The 19,787-nt window shown below is 61.3% G+C and carries 19 protein-coding genes; 12 read left to right on the forward strand and 7 right to left on the reverse strand.

Translation table 11 applies throughout. The annotated features are described in order from the left end of the window. Positions 1 to 168 precede the first annotated feature (168 nt). The 3 genes from pyrG (at position 169) to ftsB (ending at position 3,632) form a co-directional block, all read left to right on the forward strand. The gene (pyrG, locus tag AC1RDJ_RS18630) at positions 169 to 1,821 is read left to right on the forward strand and encodes a CTP synthase (RefSeq protein WP_071322477.1); all 1,653 of its coding nucleotides are present in this window, start codon (positions 169 to 171) and stop codon (positions 1,819 to 1,821) included. Between the two features lie 141 nt (positions 1,822 to 1,962). Then, on the forward strand, positions 1,963 to 3,246 hold the full coding sequence (gene eno, locus AC1RDJ_RS18635; RefSeq protein WP_071322478.1) for a phosphopyruvate hydratase: 1,284 nt from the start codon (positions 1,963 to 1,965) through the stop codon (positions 3,244 to 3,246). Between the two features lie 62 nt (positions 3,247 to 3,308). Then, positions 3,309 to 3,632: a cell division protein FtsB gene (gene ftsB / locus AC1RDJ_RS18640; RefSeq protein ID WP_035821182.1), complete on the forward strand. Its 324-nt coding sequence runs from the start codon at positions 3,309 to 3,311 to the stop codon at positions 3,630 to 3,632. A gap of 335 nt (positions 3,633 to 3,967) precedes the next feature. Here ftsB and AC1RDJ_RS18645 read toward each other — a convergent pair whose 3' ends face one another. From AC1RDJ_RS18645 to AC1RDJ_RS18665, 5 genes are all read right to left on the reverse strand, one after another. Beyond that, on the reverse strand, positions 3,968 to 4,252 hold the full coding sequence (locus AC1RDJ_RS18645; RefSeq protein ID WP_071322479.1) for a hypothetical protein: 285 nt from the start codon (positions 4,250 to 4,252) through the stop codon (positions 3,968 to 3,970). 152 nt (positions 4,253 to 4,404) lie between these two features. Next, entirely contained in the window at positions 4,405 to 5,547 is a 1,143-nt protein-coding gene (locus AC1RDJ_RS18650; RefSeq protein WP_493028358.1) for a glycerophosphodiester phosphodiesterase, read from the reverse strand. Continuing rightward, positions 5,547 to 7,958 carry a TonB-dependent receptor gene (locus AC1RDJ_RS18655; RefSeq protein ID WP_493028359.1) on the reverse strand — a complete coding sequence of 804 codons (2,412 nt, stop codon included), beginning with the start codon at positions 7,956 to 7,958 and terminating at the stop codon, positions 5,547 to 5,549. The genes AC1RDJ_RS18650 and AC1RDJ_RS18655 overlap by 1 nt, the downstream gene beginning before the upstream one ends. Positions 7,959 to 8,111: 153 nt before the next feature. Further along, a complete protein-coding gene (hslO, locus tag AC1RDJ_RS18660) occupies positions 8,112 to 9,092 on the reverse strand; it encodes an Hsp33 family molecular chaperone HslO (protein ID WP_071322481.1) in 981 nt (326 codons plus the stop codon). A 4-nt stretch (positions 9,093 to 9,096) separates the two neighbouring features. Continuing rightward, on the reverse strand, positions 9,097 to 9,621 hold the full coding sequence (locus AC1RDJ_RS18665) for a gamma carbonic anhydrase family protein (RefSeq protein WP_289885453.1): 525 nt from the start codon (positions 9,619 to 9,621) through the stop codon (positions 9,097 to 9,099). A 240-nt stretch (positions 9,622 to 9,861) separates the two neighbouring features. Between AC1RDJ_RS18665 and AC1RDJ_RS18670 the strand changes: the two genes are divergently transcribed. From AC1RDJ_RS18670 to bamC, 8 genes are all read left to right on the forward strand, one after another. Next, a complete protein-coding gene (locus AC1RDJ_RS18670; RefSeq protein WP_071322483.1) occupies positions 9,862 to 10,737 on the forward strand; it encodes an alpha/beta fold hydrolase in 876 nt (291 codons plus the stop codon). Positions 10,738 to 10,825: 88 nt separating this feature from the next. Next, positions 10,826 to 11,659 carry a 3',5'-nucleoside bisphosphate phosphatase gene (locus tag AC1RDJ_RS18675; RefSeq protein ID WP_071322484.1) on the forward strand — a complete coding sequence of 278 codons (834 nt, stop codon included), beginning with the start codon at positions 10,826 to 10,828 and terminating at the stop codon, positions 11,657 to 11,659. 218 nt (positions 11,660 to 11,877) lie between these two features. Further along, on the forward strand, positions 11,878 to 12,762 hold the full coding sequence (gene htpX, locus AC1RDJ_RS18680) for a protease HtpX (RefSeq protein ID WP_070303511.1): 885 nt from the start codon (positions 11,878 to 11,880) through the stop codon (positions 12,760 to 12,762). 36 nt (positions 12,763 to 12,798) lie between these two features. Further along, on the forward strand, positions 12,799 to 13,422 hold the full coding sequence (locus AC1RDJ_RS18685) for an L-threonylcarbamoyladenylate synthase (RefSeq protein ID WP_046685844.1): 624 nt from the start codon (positions 12,799 to 12,801) through the stop codon (positions 13,420 to 13,422). 208 nt (positions 13,423 to 13,630) lie between these two features. After that, positions 13,631 to 14,308 (forward strand): site-2 protease family protein, encoded by a 678-nt coding sequence (locus AC1RDJ_RS18690; protein WP_071322485.1) that lies wholly within the window; start codon positions 13,631 to 13,633, stop codon positions 14,306 to 14,308. 87 nt (positions 14,309 to 14,395) lie between these two features. Next, entirely contained in the window at positions 14,396 to 14,941 is a 546-nt protein-coding gene (locus tag AC1RDJ_RS18695; protein WP_493028360.1) for a class I SAM-dependent methyltransferase, read from the forward strand. Between the two features lie 84 nt (positions 14,942 to 15,025). Beyond that, positions 15,026 to 15,904 carry a 4-hydroxy-tetrahydrodipicolinate synthase gene (gene dapA, locus AC1RDJ_RS18700; protein WP_071322487.1) on the forward strand — a complete coding sequence of 293 codons (879 nt, stop codon included), beginning with the start codon at positions 15,026 to 15,028 and terminating at the stop codon, positions 15,902 to 15,904. 80 nt (positions 15,905 to 15,984) lie between these two features. Continuing rightward, complete coding sequence (bamC, locus tag AC1RDJ_RS18705; protein ID WP_071322488.1) at positions 15,985 to 17,178, forward strand: NlpB/DapX family lipoprotein; 1,194 nt, start codon at positions 15,985 to 15,987, stop codon at positions 17,176 to 17,178. Positions 17,179 to 17,352: 174 nt separating this feature from the next. On the opposite strand, the gene AC1RDJ_RS18710 is transcribed toward bamC, so the two are convergent. After that, positions 17,353 to 17,607: a hypothetical protein gene (locus AC1RDJ_RS18710; protein WP_034783358.1), complete on the reverse strand. Its 255-nt coding sequence runs from the start codon at positions 17,605 to 17,607 to the stop codon at positions 17,353 to 17,355. Positions 17,608 to 17,961: 354 nt separating this feature from the next. Then, complete coding sequence (locus tag AC1RDJ_RS18715) at positions 17,962 to 19,083, reverse strand: JmjC domain-containing protein (protein WP_493028361.1); 1,122 nt, start codon at positions 19,081 to 19,083, stop codon at positions 17,962 to 17,964. A gap of 93 nt (positions 19,084 to 19,176) precedes the next feature. On the opposite strand from AC1RDJ_RS18715, the gene AC1RDJ_RS18720 reads away from it, so the two are divergent. Continuing rightward, on the forward strand, positions 19,177 to 19,722 hold the full coding sequence (locus AC1RDJ_RS18720; RefSeq protein WP_071322490.1) for an FKBP-type peptidyl-prolyl cis-trans isomerase: 546 nt from the start codon (positions 19,177 to 19,179) through the stop codon (positions 19,720 to 19,722). The last annotated feature ends 65 nt before the right edge of the window (positions 19,723 to 19,787 follow it).

A 19,787-nucleotide genomic window follows, 5' to 3' on the forward strand; every position in this document is an offset into this window, starting at 1 on the left:
ATTGGAAATATTTCAATTATTGCTATTGGGTAATTTTGTTGTGCGTAGACAGCAGGAGGGGGCGGGATAGTCGGCATTTGGCGCAAATTTCCGCGCGCGGGGAGCGCCGCAGGCGGGCTTTAGTGTATAATTTCAATTTCCCGCACGTGCCGTTCGGCACCATCTGCAATGACCAAATTTGTCTTCGTCACTGGTGGCGTTGTGTCTTCCCTTGGAAAAGGGATTGCCGCCGCCTCCCTCGCCGCGATCCTCGAATCGCGCGGCCTTAAAGTCACCATGCTCAAGCTCGACCCGTATATCAACGTCGATCCTGGCACGATGAGCCCTATGCAACACGGTGAAGTATTCGTCACCGACGACGGGGCCGAAACCGACCTCGACCTCGGTCACTACGAGCGCTTCATCTCCACCCGCATGAAAAAGGTGAATAACTTCACCACTGGCCAGATCTATGAATCGGTGATCCGCAAGGAACGCCGGGGCGAATATCTGGGCAAGACCGTGCAGGTGATTCCGCATATCACGAATGAAATCCAGGATTACATCCGCCGTGGCGCCGAAGGCTACGACGTGGCCCTGTGCGAAATCGGCGGCACCGTCGGCGATATCGAATCGCTGCCCTTCCTGGAAGCGGCGCGTCAGCTGAGCCTGCGCGCCGGCCGCAAGAACACGGCCTTCGTCCACCTGACCCTGGTGCCGTACATCGCCTCGGCCGGTGAACTGAAAACCAAGCCGACCCAGCACTCGGTGCAAAAGCTGCGCGAAATCGGCATCTTGCCGAATGCGCTGCTGTGCCGCGCCGACCGCGCCATCCCGGAAGACGAGCGCGCGAAAATCTCGCTGTTCTCGAACATCGAGGAAGACGCCGTCATTTCCGTGTGGGACGTCGACACCATCTACAAAGTGCCGCAGATGCTGCACGACCAGGGTCTGGACAAGATCATCTGCGACGCGCTGGACCTCGATCCGGCGCCGGCAGACCTGTCGATCTGGAGCAAGCTGATTTATACGATGGAGCATCCGAAGGCGGAAGTGACCGTCGGCATGGTCGGCAAGTATGTCGAGCTGACCGAGTCGTACAAGTCGCTGATCGAAGCGCTGCGCCACGCCGGCATCCATACGGAAAGCCGCGTCAACATCGAGTACATCGATTCGGAAGAAATCGAAACGACCGGTTGCGACGGCCTGGGCAAGTACGACGCCATCCTGGTGCCGGGCGGCTTCGGCAAGCGCGGCGTGGAAGGCAAGATCAAGGCGGCCCAGTTCGCCCGTGAAAACAAGATCCCTTACCTGGGCATCTGCCTGGGCATGCAAGTGGCCCTGATCGAATACGCGCGCAACAAGGCAGGCATGCCGAACGCGAATTCGACCGAGTTCGACCTTGATACGGATCAACCTGTTGTTGCACTGATCAATGAGTGGCAAAACCACGATGGTAAAGTCGAGTTGCGCGATGAAAACTCGGACCTGGGCGGTACCATGCGCCTGGGCGCGCAGACCTGCGCCGTCAATCCGGGCACCCTCGCCGCCGAAATCTATGGCAGCGTGGTGACCGAGCGTCACCGCCATCGCTACGAAGCCAATAATCACTACCTGGCCCGTGTCGAAGCGGCTGGCCTGATCGTGTCGGCCCGCACGCCGAGCGAAGATTTGTGCGAAATCATGGAATTGCCACGCACGGGCGAAAATGCCCACCCATGGTATATGGGCGTGCAATACCACCCTGAGTTCAAATCGACGCCACGCACCGGCCATCCGTTGTTTACCTCGTTCATCAAGGCAGCGCTGGCGCACAAAGAAGCCAACGCGGCCGCGGAATAACGCGGGTCGATAGCGACAGTATTACCCGTAAGACAGCTCCCGGCCAGATCGTTCCCGCCGGGAGTTTCTTTGCCCCCTTTGTGCAATTGCGCATCAGAACGCAGTGTGCAGCCCCTGTTACGCTTAACTTTGGAGAATGACATGAGTGCTATTGTTGATATTATCGGTCGCGAAATCCTGGACTCGCGCGGCAACCCGACCGTCGAATGCGACGTGTTGCTGGAATCGGGCGTGATGGGCCGTGCGGCCGTACCGTCGGGTGCCTCGACCGGTTCGCGCGAAGCCGTGGAATTGCGCGATGGCGACGCCAAGCGCTACTTCGGCAAGGGCGTGCTGCAAGCATGCGAAAACATCAATACCGAAATCTCCGAAGCCATCATGGGCCTGGACGCCAATGAACAGGCTTTCCTGGACCGTACCCTGATCGACCTGGACGGCACGGAAAACAAATCACGCCTGGGCGCCAACGCCATCCTGGCCGTTTCCATGGCCGTTGCCAAGGCTGCCGCCGAAGAAGCGGGCTTGCCGCTGTACCGCTATTTCGGCGGTTCGGGCGCCATGCAGATGCCAGTGCCGATGATGAACGTCATCAACGGCGGCGCGCACGCCGACAACAACCTGGACATCCAGGAATTCATGATCATTCCCGTGGGCGCACCGTCGTTCAAGGAAGCCGTCCGCTACGGCGCGGAAGTGTTCCACACGCTGAAGAAAATCCTGCACAAGAAGGGTTTGAACACCAACGTGGGCGACGAAGGCGGTTTCGCGCCATCCTTGGCCAACCATGAAGAAGCCATCAAGCTGATCATCCAGGCCATCGAAGAAGCCGGCTACGAGCCAGGCACGCAGATCGCCATCGGCCTCGATTGCGCCGCGTCCGAGTTCTACAAGAACGGCAAGTACGAAATGGAAGGCGAAGGCCTGAGCCTGACCGCCACCGAGTTCACCAACCTGCTGGCGACCTGGTGCGACAAGTACCCGATCATCTCGATCGAAGACGCGATGCATGAAGGCGACTGGGATGGCTGGGCGATCCTGACGGCGGAACTGGGCAAGAAAGTGCAACTGGTCGGCGACGACCTGTATGTGACCAACACCAAGATCCTGAAAGAAGGCATCTCGAAAGGCATCGCCAACTCGATCCTGATCAAGATCAACCAGATCGGTACCCTGACGGAAACGTTCGCCGCCATCGAAATGGCCAAGCGCGCCGGTTACACGGCCGTCATTTCGCACCGCTCGGGCGAAACGGAAGACTCGACCATCGCCGATATCGCCGTTGCCACGAACGCTTTGCAGATCAAGACCGGCTCGATGTCGCGTTCGGACCGCATGGCCAAGTACAACCAGCTGCTGCGTATCGAAGAAGACCTGGGCGACGTTGCCAGCTATCCAGGACGCGATGCGTTCTATAATCTGAAGTAAGCTGATGTAAAACCCACTGGCCGGCCGGAGATGTTCCGGCCGGTTTTTTAACTGAATGCCCCATGCGCCTGATTACGCTCGCCCTGGCAGCCTTGCTGCTGTTGATCCAATTTCCCCTCTGGCTGGGTAAAGGCGGCTGGCTGCGTGTTGCCGACATGGAAGCCCAAGTGGCGGTGGCCAACAAGAAGAATATGGAATTGAAGGCGCGCAACGCCAAGCTCGAATCCGAAGTGCGCGACCTGAAGGACGGCACGGGCGCGGTCGAGGAGCGTGCCCGCTATGAGCTGGGCATGGTCAAACAGAATGAGATTTTCGTGCAGATCGTGCGCAAGGGCCAGACCCCGCCACTGCTGGAAACGCCGGTGGACGCTGCTGCGCCACACTAAGACATACTACTTCCCGCTTGCCAGCCTGGACCGATTGCCAGGCTGACATGTCACATCTTGATGACGACCTTGTACTGCTGCACACGACTGGCCGCATGGCGCGGCGCTGTGGATACTGCTTGCTGATCAGAAACGGGCTTTGCCGGTCGAGATCAGGTAAAAATGGATGCCGGTAACAACGATGGCTACGGCGATCAGTGCGGTTTCGAGAAACATCATAATAATTCCAGTAAGTTGTTAGATAGTTAGCTTAAAAAACGTTCGGGGCCAGGCGCCAGGCCGAAGACAGTACGAACCTACGGCAAGGCGCAGGCAATGCCGTCCTGAACGTTTTCTTAACCGCGCGAGGCCAGGAAGCGCAGTTCGGCGGCCAGGTTCGGCATCAGGCGCTCATGACGCGCCGCTTCCGAGTTCAGCAGGGCGAAATCGCGCTTGCTTGGGCGCACATAGCGCTCGTCGTCGGTGCTGGCCGCCGGGGTGCCGGTGGCGATGACTTCCTTCTGTGCCAGTTCGCTGTAAGGCTTGGAAGCGAGCAGGGCGCCCAGGAAGGCGCGCGTGGCGCGGCCCAGGTTGCTGAAATAGTTGTCGTCGTTGCTGTAAGTGTTGGTGAAAGTGGACATATGCCCTCCATGAATGGTCTGTTGTTGCATTGCACAATAATGGAGTTGCCGATATATGTCTAATTCCAAATTCCAATTTCAGAAATTCAAGAAACGCATAATAAGGGCGTAGCCGCCGGCCACGCCCCGAAAAAGAATTTGTTACGAAATGTTTATCCGGCGGCCAGGCGTCCCAGGCCCGGGTCGTCGCTGAAAAAGCCGTCCAGTCCCGTCTCGATATAGCGCCGCATTTCCGCCACGGAACCGGCTTCGTTGCGCGCGTTTTCACCGTTGCCATCGCGGAAATCGGCCGCCAGGAAACGGTTTTCCGGACGGAAGGTCCACGTGTGCAGCAGCAGGCCCGCCTGGTGCGCATCGTCGACGATGGACGTGGCTTGTGCCAGGCGCTGGTCGGCGCCCAGCGGGATGACGCCCCGCGTGGGCGGCGCCACCACGTCCGCGTAGCCGGCGATCTCGCGCAGGCCGGCCGGCGTCGTCATTTGCCCGAATGTCAATTTTCCGCCGGCCTTGGCCACGTCCATCGGACGGATATCGCCGCCCACCACCAGCTGCATCAGGCGCACGTTGGCGCGCCGTCCCAGCTTCTCGCGCAAGTACTTCAGATTGGCCACTTCGAAGGACTGGATCTCGATCGGCGCGCGGCGCGTGTACTCGTGCGCCAGCATGGTCGAGAGGAAGCGGTCTTCCAGCGCCAGGCCCGCATCGCTGAAGTAGGTGGAACTTTTCAGCTCCGGCACGAGGCCGATGACGCGACCGCTGGCGGCAGATTGCGCTGCAACAAAATCGATGATTTCTTCCCAGGTCGGGATCTGGAATTGTCCATCGTACAAGGTGTTGCCTGTGCGCACTTTCGGCAGCCGTTCGATGGCGCGCAGGGTCTTCAGTTCGGCCAAGGTGAAATCATCGACGAACCAGCCCTCGTGCCATTCGCCGTCGACCAGCTTCTTGCCGCGCCGGCTGGCGAACTCGGGACGGCGCGCCACGTCGGTGGTGTCGATCAGGTTGCTTTCATGGCGCGCCACGAGGATGCCGTCGCGCGTGGCCACCAGGTCCGGCTCGACGTAGTCGGCGCCGTCGAGGATGGCCTTGGCGTACGAGGCCAGCGTGTGTTCGGGGCGCAGGGCGCTGGCGCCGCGGTGGGCGAAGACCAGCGGCCGCGCTGGCGGAGTGGCCAGCAGGCCGGCGGCAAAGCCGGGCGCGCTGGCCAGTGCCAGGCCGCCGACGGCCGCCTGCACGAAGCGGCGGCGCGAGAAATGCCGTTGCGCCAAGACAGGGGCGAGATGCGGCGCGCGCATCAGAAGTCCGCCGTCAAGGTCAGGAAACCCTGGCGCGGCGCGATGGGGAAGGTGTTGTAGGTCTTGTCGGCCGCGCCCACCACCACGTTCAGCGAGCCTTCGCGGTTGGCCAGGTTGCTGACGTTGACGCGCCAGCGCGGGTTCTTCAGCCAGCCGGCCATGGCCGGCAGCTTGCCCGACACGCCCAGGCCCATCAGGAAATAGCTGGGCACGGACAAATCGTTCGTGTACGTCGCATAGCGCTTGCCCACATAGTCTCCCGTCAGCTGCACTTCGATATCGCCAAACGTGGCCGAGGCAACAAATTTGTTCAGCCACTCGGGCGAGCCCGGCACGTTCTTGCCCGCCGTCAAGACCAACGCGGCGCCATTGCTGTAATTGTCCGCGTACTGTGAACGGTTGTACGACAGGGCATTGTAGAACGAAAAATTGTTGCCGAAGTGCACAGTACCGGCGATGTCGATGCCGTCCGTGCGCACGCTGCCCACGTTGGCCAGCACGGGGTTGCCGCCAATGATGGAGGAAATCACGGGCGTCGGGCTGATCTGCAGCAAGCGGTTGCTGAAATCGACGTGGTACACATTGACTTGCCCATCGATGGCCGTGATGGCGCCCAGGTTCATGGGGTGGCTGCCGCGCACGCCCACTTCATAGGTGAGGGCCGTTTCCGGCTTGGCGTCGCGCTTGAACAGGTCGAAGGCGGCCTGGTTCGACAAGCTCCACGGCGACGCGCCGCCGCCGCCGTAGGTGACGAACTGGCGCATATTTTTCTGGATATTGAAGTACAGCTGGTCTTGCGGCGTGAAGTCCCAGCGCGCGCCCACTTGCGGCAGGAACCATTTTTTCGTCGCGATGGAGCCGACGGGCAGGGCCGTCGAACCGCCGGCAATGGCGCCCTTGGCCGGCTGCACGGGGAACTGGCCATCGGCAAACTGCAAGCTGGACTTGAAGCCGGCCTGCAGCGCGATATCGGGGCGGATGCGCCATTCATCCTGCAAGTGCAGCTGCACCACCTTGTTGTCGATCTCGCTGCCGTACTGCGTGATCAAAGGATTGCTGGGGCGGTCGTACGGCGAGGTCGGGTGGTTGACGTCCAGCGCATACCAGCGGCGGTAGGCGGACGAGCGGTTCTGTTCCAGCCACAGGCCCGCTTCGAGCTGGTGGTTGCCGATTTCCTTGCGCAGCGTGGAAATGAAGCCGCCGCGCTTGATGTCGTATTCCGTCGTGCGCACGGCGTAGCCCGAGTTGCCGAAGACTTCCTTCAGGTTCTGCTTCGGGTAGTAGACGCTGAACAGGCCCGGCAAGCCGGCCACGCCGATGGGGCCGGCCACCACGCCGGCGCCGTCATCCTTGTGGTAATACACCTGGTTCGACCAGGTCGTGCCCTCCGACAGGTTGGCGTCGAACTTGGCGTAGGCCAGGTAATCGGTGCGCTGCGCATCGCTGTAGTAGTTGCGGTAATTGTTGCCATCGGCGGCAGGCGTGGCGCCCGTCGGCGACAGGTAATTGAGGGCCGCCTTGAAGTCGGGATACAGGAAGGGGCGCGTGTATGGCGCGCTCGTCTCGCCCTTCACGTGCACGGTGCTGTCCTCGTTCGGCTCGATCTTGTCCGAGTAATTGAAGAACAGGGTCAGCTTGCCCGCCTCGCTGCGGTTGACGTATTTGGCGTTGAACTGGTCGCCGCCCTGGCGCGCATCGAAGTCCCAGGCGCGCGCTTCATGGTGCAGGATGGAAAAATAGGCGCTGCTGCCGTCGCCAAAGGCACCCGTGTCGTAGCGGGCAAACGTGCGCGAGGTGCGGTGGCTGCCCACGGTTTGCTGCACGCTGGCGCCCTGCGCGGCCAGCGGGTCGCTGGAATAGGTTTCGATGGTGCCGCCCAGGTTGCTGGTCGAGGCCGTGGCCAGGTCGCCCGCGCCCGAGGACAGCACGACGCTGCGCACGTTTTCGCTGATCACGGCGCGTTGCGGCGACAGGCCGTTGTAGTTGCCGTACTGCTGGTCGCCCAGCGGCACGCCATCCATGGTGTAGCCCAGTTGCTGGCCGGAAAAGCCGTGCACGAACAGCGACAGGTTTTGCTCGTTGTTGCCCCATGGATCGGCCGTCTGGAAGCTGACGCCGGGCAGGGTTTGCAGGGCTTTCAGGGGATTCGTGCCGGGCAGGATTTTCTGGATTTCATTCTTGCTCAGGGCGACGGAAGAACGCGTCTTGCGCGAGGAAATCTCCACGGTGGCCATAGGCGCATTGTCGTCGGCAGCCGGGGCAGCAGCAGCCATGTCGGTGGCGGCCGAGGCCACAGCGGCGGCCACGGCCGTTTGCGCCAGCGCCGGCAAGGAGAGGCCCGCGGCGCAGGCGCCCAGCAAAACGTGGAAGGAATGGCGGCGCAGGGCCAGCGTCAAGTGGGTATTCATCATCAGCCTGTGGAAAGTATTGGAAGTAATACAAGCTGCGCAGCGTAACGGCGGCGCGTGACGGGCTGATGACGAACTGATGACGGGACGATGACAGCAGAAACAATTGCGCCGCCTCAGGGGCGGCGCGGCAGATGCATTGCGAAAGTGTAATGATCAGTTGATGCTGGCGGCGGGCGGGATGAGAACCTCGGCCGGCGCATCCGTGACGAACAGCTGCGCGCAATCGACCTTGTCGAACTCATAGTGCTGGCCGCAGAAATCGCAGTTCACACCGACTTGGCCCACTTCTTCCAGCGTGCTGTTGACTTCTTCCTCGCCCAGCATCTTGAGCATATTGCCGACTTTTTCGCGCGTGCAGCTGCAATGGAAGCTCGGGTGCAGGGGATCGAAGACGCGGATGGTTTCTTCCCAGAACAAACGCTGCATCAGGGTGTCGATGTCGGTCGAGAGAATTTCCGCCTCTTTCAGGGTCGAGGCCAGCATCACGGCGCGGTTCCACGTGTCGAGCGCGTCTTCTTCCGAGACGGGTGTCGCTTCGGCCTTGCCGCCATGGTGCGGCAGCTTTTGCAGCAGCAGGCCGCGCGAGACGCTGTCGTCCGTGGCCAGCCACAGGCGCGTGTCGAGCTGTTCCGAGCGCAACATGTAGTTTTCGATCACGGTCGCCATGTCGTCGCCGTCCAGCGGCACGATGCCCTGGTACGGCTGCTGGCCCGGCACCTTGTCGGCCGGGTCCAGGGTGATGATGAAGCGGCCCTTGCCCGTGGCGTTGAGCAATTGCGGCACGGTGGCGACGTCGGCGATGACGGCGTCCGGGTCCAGCTTGGCCGTGGCGCGCAAGCGCAGGTCCGAATCGCACTCGACCACCATCAGGCGCACGGGACCATCGCCATGGATCTGCATGATGATGGAGCCGTTGAATTTCAGGTTGGCCGACAGCAGGGCGGCGGCGGCCACCATTTCGCCCAGCACTTTTTTCACGGCCGTCGGGTAGGCGTGGCGCGACACCACTTCCTGCCAGGTGCCGGACACGTCGATGAACTGGCCGCGCACGGCGGCGTTGTCGAAAATAAACTTTTGCAGGGTGTCCTGGCCGGTGGGGATAGCGCTGACGGCGCCCGTGGTTTCAGTCGTCATTCTTTTATCCAATCTTCTTGAGTTGCGTATTAAATAGCTGGCCGCGTTGCACATAGTTCACGGCGTTGCCTTGTAGTCTGGTGATATCGTCTGCCGTCAGGGGCCGCACGGCTTTCGCCGGTGAGCCGATGATCAGCATATTGTCGGGAAATTCCTTGCCTTCCGTGACCAGGGCGCCCGCGCCGACCAGGCATCCCTTGCCGATCTTCGCGCCGTTCAGGATCACGGCCTGGATGCCGATCAGGGCGCCATCGCCAATCGTGCATCCATGCAACATTGCCTGGTGGCCGATGGTCACGTTCGATCCGATGTCGAGCGGGTAACCGGGGTCCGTGTGCAGTACGGCGCCTTCCTGCACATTGCTGTTGGCGCCCACGGTGATGCGTTCATTGTCGCCGCGGATGGTGGCGCCGAACCATACGGAGGTATTCGCTTCCAGCGTCACCTTGCCGATCACGTTGGCCGTGTCGGCGACAAAAGCGGAAGCATCAATCTGCGGCGCATCGGCGCCCAATTGGTAGAGTGTCATCGTTAGCCCGTGGCGGTGTGGAAGCGCCGGGCATGGCCGGACGCTGGAATGTACGCTATTTTACGCTGTTGCGAGGCAAGTCTTCACGGTCGCGCCCTGGTCGCGTCCAAGCCGTGGCCGACGCGGCTCCGCCGATCCGCTATAATTATCGAACGGTCGTACTTTTATGCGTACAATATCTACAGACACACCATGTGGCGCCATCCGCGCTACTTTCAAGGCAGGCATCCGATGAAACCCATGAAACTTTCCCGTTCCGAATTCATCAACATCCGCGGCGCGCGCACGCATGTGCGCCACTGGGGCCGCGAAGGCGCGCCCATTCTCTTCATGGTGCATGGCTGGATGGACGTGGCCGCCTCATTCCAGTTCGTCGTCGACGAGCTGGCGGGCGACTGGCACGTGATCGCGCCCGACTGGCGCGGCTTCGGCCTCAGCGACTACACGCAGTCCGATACCTACTGGTTCCCCGATTACCTGGCCGACCTGGACGCCATGCTGCTCCATTATTCGCCGGACGCGCCCGTCAAGCTGCTGGGCCACAGCATGGGCGCCAATGTGGCCGGCCTGTACGCGGGCGTGCGGCCCGAGCGCATCAGCCGTTTCATCAACCTGGAAGGCTTCGGCATGATGGCGACGAAGCCGGAGCAGGCGCCGGGACGCTACGCCAAGTGGCTCGACGAATTGCGCGAGCCGCCCGTGATGCGCAGCTATCCGACGCAGAAGGCCGTGGCCGAGCGCCTGCAAAAGACCAATCCGCGCCTGCCGGACGCGCGCGCGGCTTTTCTCGCCGAGCACTGGTCGGCGCGCAACGAGGCGGGCGAGTGGGACATCCTCGGCGACCCGCTGCACAAGCGCGTCAATCCCATCCTGTACCAGGTGGAAGAGGTGATGGCGTGCTGGCGCCGCATCACGGCGCCCGTGCTGTGGGTGGAGGCCGACGACACCAATATGTGGCAATGGATGGGCCCCAAGGAGGAGGCGCGCATCGAAATCGACCGTCGTTTGGCCTGTATCAAGGATGTGCGCTGTGAAATGCTCAACGATGCGGGCCACATGCTGCATCATGACCAGCCGGCCGCCCTGGCGCGCCTGGTGGAGGCGTTCCTGGCCTGATGTGGCGGGAACGCTGCTTCTGCTTTTGACAAGCAGCGTACAATGAAAACTTCTTTCATGTTGAGCCCGTGCAGGGTATTGTTTTCGTATGCTTAAAGTCGACCTGCATTGTCATTCGAATATCTCCGACGGCGTGCTGGCGCCCGCCGCCGTGGCCGCGCACGCACGCAAGGCCGGCGTCGATGTGTGGGCGCTGACCGACCACGATGAAGTGTCCGGCATTGCCGCCGCGCGCACGGCCGCACTGGACCTGGGCATGCGCTTCGTGGCCGGCGTGGAAATTTCCATCACCTGGGCCGGCGAAACCGTGCATATCGTCGGCTTGCAGGTCGATGAAAACAATCGGGCCCTCGTGCAGGGCTTGCACCAGACGCGCTCGGGGCGCGATGCGCGCGGCCGCGAGATCGCCCGCCAGCTGGACCTGGCCGGCATTCCCGACGCCTACGAGGGCGCGCTGAAATTCGTCGGCAACCCGGACCTGATGTCGCGCACGCACTTTGCCCGCTACATCGTGGAAACGGGGAAATGCGCGAATATCCCCGACGTGTTCAAGAAATACCTGTCGGAAGGCAAGCCCGGTTATGTCGAGCACCGCTGGGCCACCCTGGCCGAAGCGGTGGGCTGGATACGCGGCGCGGGCGGCGTGGCCGTCATCGCCCATCCGGGCCGCTACCGTTTCAGCTACATGGCGCAAGGCGTGCTGTTCGATGAATTCAAGCAACTGGGCGGCGTGGCCATCGAAGTCGTCACGGGCAGCCACAGTCCGGACCAGTATCCGGAATACGCGCGCCTGGCCAACGATTACGGCTTCCTCGCCTCGCGCGGCACGGACTTCCATGCGCCGGGCGAGTCGCGCGTGGACTTTGCCATGCTGCCGCCGTTGCCTGCCAATGTCACGCCCATCTGGCACGACTGGTTTTAGTTTGCAGCCAGGCAAATCTGCTGCGCGGCGCGCCTTGCGGCCGGCGATGCTCACTGTGCTGTAGCACAGCTGCGCTGCTCGGCCACAAAGCACTGCCGCTCGCGAGATGTTCCCGGCTGCCGATGCGCCGGCATGCGGCCAGAGCTGCTTGAAATCTACGCTGGCGTACATATCTTTTTGTTATTCTTGTTATATATAGTCACCTGGAGCCATCGCCCATGAAACGTATCGTCCTTTTTATTGCTACCAACCTGGCCGTGATGCTGGTGCTGTCGCTCGTCCTCAGCTTGTTGGGCGTGGGCAATCCGGCGCGCGGCAGTACCCTGAACCTGGGCAGCCTGCTCGTGTTTTCGCTGGTGGTCGGGTTCACGGGGTCGATCTTTTCCTTGCTGATCAGCAAACCGATGGCCAAGTGGAGCACGGGTGCGCGCGTCATCGACAACCCCACTTCGTCGACCGAGTTGTGGCTGGTCAATACCGTGCGCGCCCTGTCCGAGCGGGCCGGCATCGGCATGCCGGAAGTGGCCGTCTACGAGGGCGACGCGAATGCGTTCGCCACGGGCGCGTTCAAGAATTCGGCGCTGGTGGCCGTCTCGACCGGTTTGCTGCAAAGCATGAACCGCGATGAAGTCGAAGCCGTACTGGGCCATGAAATCGCCCACGTGGCCAATGGCGACATGGTGACCCTGACCCTGATCCAGGGCGTGGTGAACACCTTTGTCGTCTTCATGGCGCGCGTGGTGGGCTTCTTTGTCGATAACGTCTTGCTGAAAAATAATAACCGCGAAGGCGGCGGGCGCGGCATCGGCTATTTCGTCACCGTCATGGTGTGCGAAGTGATCTTCGGCTTGCTCGCTTCCATCATCGTGGCCTGGTTCTCGCGCCAGCGCGAATTCCGCGCCGACGCCGGCTCGGCCAAATTGCTGGGCAGCCCGACGCCGATGATGCATGCGCTGGCCCGCCTCGGCGGCGTGCCGCCGGGCGAGCTGCCGCAATCGATGCAGGCGCTGGGCATCAGCGGCGGCAATGGCGGCTGGGGCGCGCTGTTCGCCACCCATCCGCCGATCGAGCAACGCATCGCCGCCCTGCGCGGCGTGCAATAATGATAACTTATGCCAATAATGAAGAACGCTTAAACCATGAGTCAATTTTTTCAGATTCACCCTGACAATCCGCAATTGCGGCTGATCAAGCAGGCAGCGCAGATCATCCAGTCGGGCGGCGTGGTGGCCTTGCCTACCGATTCCTGCTACGCGCTGGTGTGCCAGCTCGACGACAAGGGCGCCGTCGAGCGCCTGCGCCGCATCCGTGGCGTGGATGAAAAGCATCACCTGACCTTGCTGTGCCGCGACTTGAGCGAGCTGGGCGTGTACGCCAGGGTCGACAACCGCCAGTTCCGCCTGCTCAAGGCGGCCACGCCGGGCGCCTACACGTTTATCCTCGAGGCGACCAAGGAAGTGCCGCGCCGCCTCAGCCATCCGTCGCGCAAGACCATCGGCCTGCGCGTGCCGCAGCACCGCATCGTGCAATGCCTGCTGGAAGAGCTGGGCCAGCCCCTGCTGGGCGCCACGTTGACCCTGCCCGGCGACGAGGAAAGCCTGACGGATGCCGACACCATCCGCGAGCGCCTGGAAAAGCTGGTCGACCTGATCATCGATGGCGGCGTCTGCGCGCATGGTCCCAGCACGGTGATCGACTTGACGGGCCCCGAGCCGGAGGTGGTGCGCGTGGGCCGTGGCGACCCGGCCGTGCTGGGTTTGTAGGCGGCTGCAGCGGGCGCTGTCTTTACCTGTTTTTGCAACGCCTGGCCAGAGCGCCGCGAGCGGCAGCGTGTGGTGGCCAGGAAGCGTCGCCGTGCCTTCGAACAGGGGGCATCGCGGGCCGCAAATCGCGTCGCGCAGCAGCTTTTGACAGATGTTCTTAATGACAACATAAGAAAGGGGCCGGGACGCCTCTGGTAGAATCGCGGTCATGAGCGATTTCAATACGATAGTCCAGACCGTTGCGGTGTACCTGGTGCCGGTGCTGTTTGCCATTTCCCTGCATGAGGCCGCGCACGGCTATGCCGCCCGTTATTTCGGCGATCCCACGGCGTCGAACGAGGGCCGGCTGAGCCTGAATCCGATCCGGCATATCGATCCTTTCGGCACGATCTTGCTGCCGCTGATACTGTATTTCACGATCCAGGTGCCGTTCGGCTATGCCAAGCCGGTGCCCGTCGATTTCAGCCGCCTGCGCAATCCGAAGAAGCAGATGGCCTGGGTGGCGTTTGCCGGTCCCGGTGCGAACTTCGTCATGGGCTTGGCCTGGATGATCGCCTTCGTCGTGCTCAGCGTCTTGCCGCCGACGGAACTGGGCATGTTTTTCCGCAAGATGGCTGGCGCCGGCGTCAGCGTCAATGCGGCCATGTTTGTCTTTAACCTGATTCCCGTGCCGCCGCTCGACGGCGGACGCATCGTCACCGGCTTGCTGCCGATGCAGCTGGCGCGTCCTTACGCCAGCATCGAGCGCTATGGCCTGTATGTGTTCGGCGCGCTGGTATTGCTGATGTACACGGGCATCCTGAACCGCGCCCTGCTGGCGGCGATCGAGTTTGTCATCGGCATTTTCCTCATGCTGGTGACCCCGCTTACCGCACTCTTGGGCTGATGCGCCGCTGCAGCGGCAGGCCACACGGGCACAACGTAACAAAATCTGATGGAAGTACCGATGCAAGTAACTGAACAAGTAGTTGATATGGAAGCGATTTCCGGCTGGGTGCGCCGTTGGGCCCCTCTGATTCCCGGTGGCGAAGTGCTGGACCTGGCTTGCGGCAGCGGCCGCCATGCGCGCCACCTGGTCAGCCTGGGCCACCCGGTGATCGCGCTCGACCACGATCCGGAAATGCTGGAAAAGGCAGCCGGCACGGGCATCACCACCTCGCTGGTGGACCTGGAGGCGCCGGGCGCCGCGTGGCCGTTCGCGGCGGACCGCTTTGCCGGCATCGTCGTCACCAATTATTTGCACCGGCCCTTGCTCGACGCGATGATCGCCAGCCTGGCGCCCGATGGCGTGCTGGTGTACGAAACGTTCGCCGAAGGCAATGAGCAGTTCGGCAAGCCGTCGAATCCGAAATTCCTGCTGAAGGAAGGCGAGATGCTGGCCTGGGCGCTCGAGCACGGCCTGCGCGTGGTCGCCTATGAAGATGGGCGCGTGGAACAGCCAAAAGCTGCTCTGGTGCAACGAATTTGTGCCGTTCGGCCAGATTTTCCACGGTTGGCAGCCCTGCTGCCGACGTTTTGAGCGGCGTTTCTAAGTCAGAATGCACCACAGGCGCGGGCTATCCGCTACAATCGTTGTTTTATTTATCGGCGCTATAAACTTACTATGATCAAGGGCAGCATTGTAGCAATCGTCACCCCGATGCACGCGGACGGCAGTCTGGACTTTCCAGGTCTGCGCAAGCTGATCGACTGGCATATCGCCGAGGGTACGGACGGCATCGTCATCGTTGGCACCACGGGCGAATCGGCAACAGTGAGCGTGGAAGAGCACTGCGAACTGATCCAGTTGACCGTCGAGCACGCCAAGGGACGCATTCCTATCATCGCCGGCGCCGGTGGCAATTCCACGGCCGAGGCCATCAAGCTGACGCGCTATGCGAAAGAAGCGGGCGCAGATGCTGTTCTGCAAGTAGTGCCGTACTACAACCGTCCTACCCAGGAAGGCATGTACCAGCACTTCAAGGCCATCGCCGAAGCCGTCGACATTCCCGTCATCCTGTACAACGTGCCGGGCCGCACCGTTGCCGACATGAGCAACGAGACCATCGTGCGCCTGTCCGCCATCCCGAATATCGTCGGCGTGAAAGATGCGACCGGCAATATCGGCCGCGGCATCGACCTGCTGCGTTTGGTGCCAGCCGACTTCGCCGTGTATTCGGGCGATGATCCGACGGCCATGGCGCTGATGTTCTGCGGCGGCCACGGCAATATCTCCGTCACGGCCAACGTCGCGCCGCGCGCCATGCACGAGCTGTGCGTTGCCGCCATGGCGGGCGAGCGTGCCACGGCCATTGCCATCAATAACAAAGTTTTCCCCCTGCACCAGAAATTGTTTGTCGAGCCCAACCCGGTGCCCGTCAAATGGGCGCTGGCCGAAATGGGCATGATGCCGGCCGGCATACGTTTGCCGCTGGTGCCGCTGGCTGATAATTGTCATGCCACCGTGCGCGATGCCTTGCGTGACGCTGGCGTCCTGTCTTAAGCCCGGACTTCAAGCCCGGACTCGTATAGTCCGGACCTTCCCTGATTCAGCTGCTACTTAGCTTCTTATCCAGTAACGACATGACTAATTGCAAGAAAACCCAATCGGCGCCTGCCACCTTCGCCGTCCGCGGCATCGTCATCGGCGCCGTCGCAGCCAGCCTCGCGGGCTGCGGCATGATCAGTTCGGTGGTCGGCGGCGACAAAGTCGACTACAAGTCGGTCAAGAAGGCCGGCACCCTGGACGTGCCGCCTGACCTGACGCAATTGCAGCAGGACAACCGCTATTCCCTGCCGGATTCGAAAAATGGCGTTGCCACGGCGTCCGGCTACAACGCGCAGCGCAGCGCAGCGGCAGGCACGCCTGTCGTCGTGGGCGCCGATGGCGTGGTGGGCGTCGTGCCGGTGACGGCGGGCGGCGTCAAGGTCGAGCGCGCGGGCAACCAGCGCTGGCTGGTGGTCAAGCAGTCGCCTGAAGTGCTGTGGCCGCAGCTGAAGCAATTCTGGGAAGATTCCGGCTTCACGGTCGCCATCGACCAGCCGACGGCTGGCATCATGGAAACCGAGTGGAACGAGAACCGCGCCAAGGTGCCGCAAGACTTTATCCGCAGCACCATCGGCAAGGCTTTCGATTCGCTGTACTCGACCGGTGAAAAAGACAAGTTCCGCACCCGCGTGGAACGCCTGGCCGATGGCTCGACCGAGATCTACATCAGCCACCGTGGCGTGGAAGAGGTCGTCACGGGCCGCGACAAGGAAACCACCACCTGGACCGCGCGTCCCAACGATCCGGGCCTGGAAGCGCAATTCCTCGCCAAGCTGATGACGCGCCTGGGCGCGGCCAGCGACGACGCGCAGGCGAAGACGGCTGTCGACGCCGCCATCGTGCAGCCGCAGCACGCCAAGCTGGTCGGCGACGCCGCCACGCCAACGCGCGCCATCGAAGTCGATGAAGGTTTCGACCGCGCCTGGCGCCGTGTCGGCCTGGCGCTGGACCGCGTCGGCTTCACCGTGGAAGACCGCGACCGCACGCAAGGCACGTATTTCGTGCGTTACGTCGATCCGGATGCGGTCAAGAAAGATGGTTTCTTCTCGAAACTGTTCAGCTGGGGCTCGTCGTCCGACAAGGACAAGGAAGCGCAGCGCTACCGCGTCCTGGTCAAGGCCGGCAATGGTTCGACCAGCCTGGTCAGCATCCTCAGCAACGAAGGCCAGCCGGCTACATTGCCAGTAGCCGAGAAGATCCTGGGCTTGCTGAACGATCAGCTGAAATAAGCCGTCCCTTGGCGGCAGGGCGTAAAACCTGCCGCATATTAAAAAGGCCGATCCGGGGAACCGGGCCGGCCTTTTTTAATATGCGGCTTCGTCCGCGGTTTTATCCTGCGGATAAAATCGCGGACGTAAAAAAGCCGGCCCGAAGGCCGGCTTTCTCTAGTGCAGGGTGCTAAATTACTTAGCAGCCGATGCAGCAGCCGAAGCAGCCGAAGCAGCGTCGGTAGCGGCCGAAGCGGCAGCCGAAGCAGCAGCAGCAGCGTCGGTAGCGGCCGAAGCAGCAGCGTCAGCAGCAGCAGCTGGAGCAGCTTCAACTGCTGGTGCTGGTGCTGGGGTTTCAACTACTGGTGCTGGTGCAGGAGCTTCTTCTTTTTTGCTGCAAGCAGCCAGAGCAACAACCATCAGGGAGGCGATCAGCAGGGATTTTTTCATTTGTTTTCCTTAATTATTTCAAAAAATAAATCAACATTGTTGCGATGAATAATTACCGGTAATTATCGCTCGTTAGGTCGTCTTCGAAGGCTTTTCGTACCAGGTGGTGCCTGCCAGACAACGGAAACTTCCTAACCGAATATTATAGCGATTTTTGGTGCGTCGCAATAGGAGCAAGAGGCAAATTCGCAACTATTTTGTGATATCGCAATAATTGCCACGGCAAATTGCAAGCAAGTGTAAGTGTTTTGCGAAAGCGCGACAAAACGATATAAAAATAATATGTTTTATTGCGCTAGCGCAGAAGCCGTTATCCCTGCTGCGGTAATACCACTTTTCCTATGCTGCACGCATTCAGGCCAGTTCGATCCAGCCATCCTGATACCAGGTATATAAGGCATCCATCACATCGTCGGAAGCCTGGGCCACGGCGGCGCCGTCGAGGGCGCGGTCGTTGGCCAGGGTTTCCAGTGTCGCTTTGTCGGCCTTGCCAATGGCAAACGACTCGCCATTGATAAAGACATTCTTGCCACGATACAGCATTAGCGTCTTGCGCGACAACACGACACCCTTCTTCTGTGCGGCGTCCGCGAAGCGGCCCACCGTCAGGGGCTTCGACAGTGGCGTGAAAAACACATTGTGCTTCGGTTCGGACAGGTGTTCGCCCAGGAAGATGGTGACGTCTTCTTCCGTGAAGCGCACCTTGTTCATCTCTTCCGTGATGGTGGCGAGCATTTCGCGGGGAATCTCGGCCGGCTTGGCCGAGGCTTTCAGTTCCGGGTCGCTATAGATGCCCGGCAAGTCGATGGAATCGGCCATGAATTGCAGGAAGGCTTCGCCCAGTTCCTGGAACGATGGCGAACGGAAGCCGATCGAGTAGGTCTGGCAGTCGCCGATGGCGACGCCGTCGTGCGCGTAGTGGGGCGGCAGATACAGCATGTCGCCCGGTTCCAGCGTGAATTCCTCGTCGGGCGTGAAATTGCTGAGAATTTTCAGCGGCAAGCCGTCGATCAGGCTCAGGTCCTTCTGGGCGCCGATGCGCCAGTGGCGCTTGCCCTGGCCTTGCAGCAGGAACACGTCGTAGGAATCGAAGTGCGGGCCCACGCCGCCGCCGTCGGTGGCGAAGCTCACCATCAGGTCGTCCAGGCGCACGTCCGGCAGGAAACGGAACTGGCGCAGCAGGGCGTCGGCCTTGGCGCTGTGCAGGTTGGCGCCCTGCACCAGCAGGGTCCATTCCTTCTGTTTCAGCGAGGGCAGGCTGGTCAACGGACCTTGCTGCATGTTCCAGTGGCCGTCGGCATGGCTGACGAGGCGCGATTCGACGTGATCCAGGGTGGCCAGCTCGGCCAGGGCCTTGAAATCGAACAGGGCCTTGAAGCCAGGCACGGCCTGACGGATCAGCAGGGGTTTTTTATGCCAGTAGTCGCGCAGGAATTGCGCTGGCGTGATATCGCCGAGGAGAGTTAATTTTTTCATGCGCCCATTATAACAACCGGAAATGCAGGAATGCGCCTGCCGTTGGCGGCGTAAAGGTATAATTTGCCAGCTTATACAATGAAAGGAAGCATAATGAAGATTGCCAAGAATACGGTCGTGACTGTCAACTACAAACTGTCAGACGCGCAAGACAATCTGATCGAAGACGGCCGCCAGCCTATGGTCTACCTGCATGGTGATTATGAAAACACCCTGCCGAAGATCGAAGAAGAGCTCGACGGCAAGGAAGTCGGCTATTCCAACACGATCCAGATCGAACCGGATGATGCTTTCGGTGAATACGATCCAGCCCTGGTCAAGGTAGAGCCGCGCAATCGCCTGCCTGAGCCGCTGGAAGTGGGCATGCAGTTCGAAGGCATGCCGGAAAGCGATTCGCCGGACGAAGAAGCGATGATCTTCACGGTCACCGATATCGCCGACGACAAAGTCGTGCTCGATGGTAACCATCCACTGGCCGGCATCGCGCTGCGCTTCTCGCTGACCGTCGCTGACGTACGCGAAGCCACCGACGAAGAAATCGCCCATGGCCACGTGCATGGCGCACACGGCCATGATCATGGCGACGAAGATGATGAAGGCGAAGACGGCGATCACTTCCGCACTCACCCAATCCACTAACACCTGACCAGACCTGCTGCGCGGCGCGCTTTGCGGCCGGCGATGCTCACCGTACTCCAGTACGG

The organism is Janthinobacterium sp. GW822-FHT07H10, from assembly GCF_058798675.1.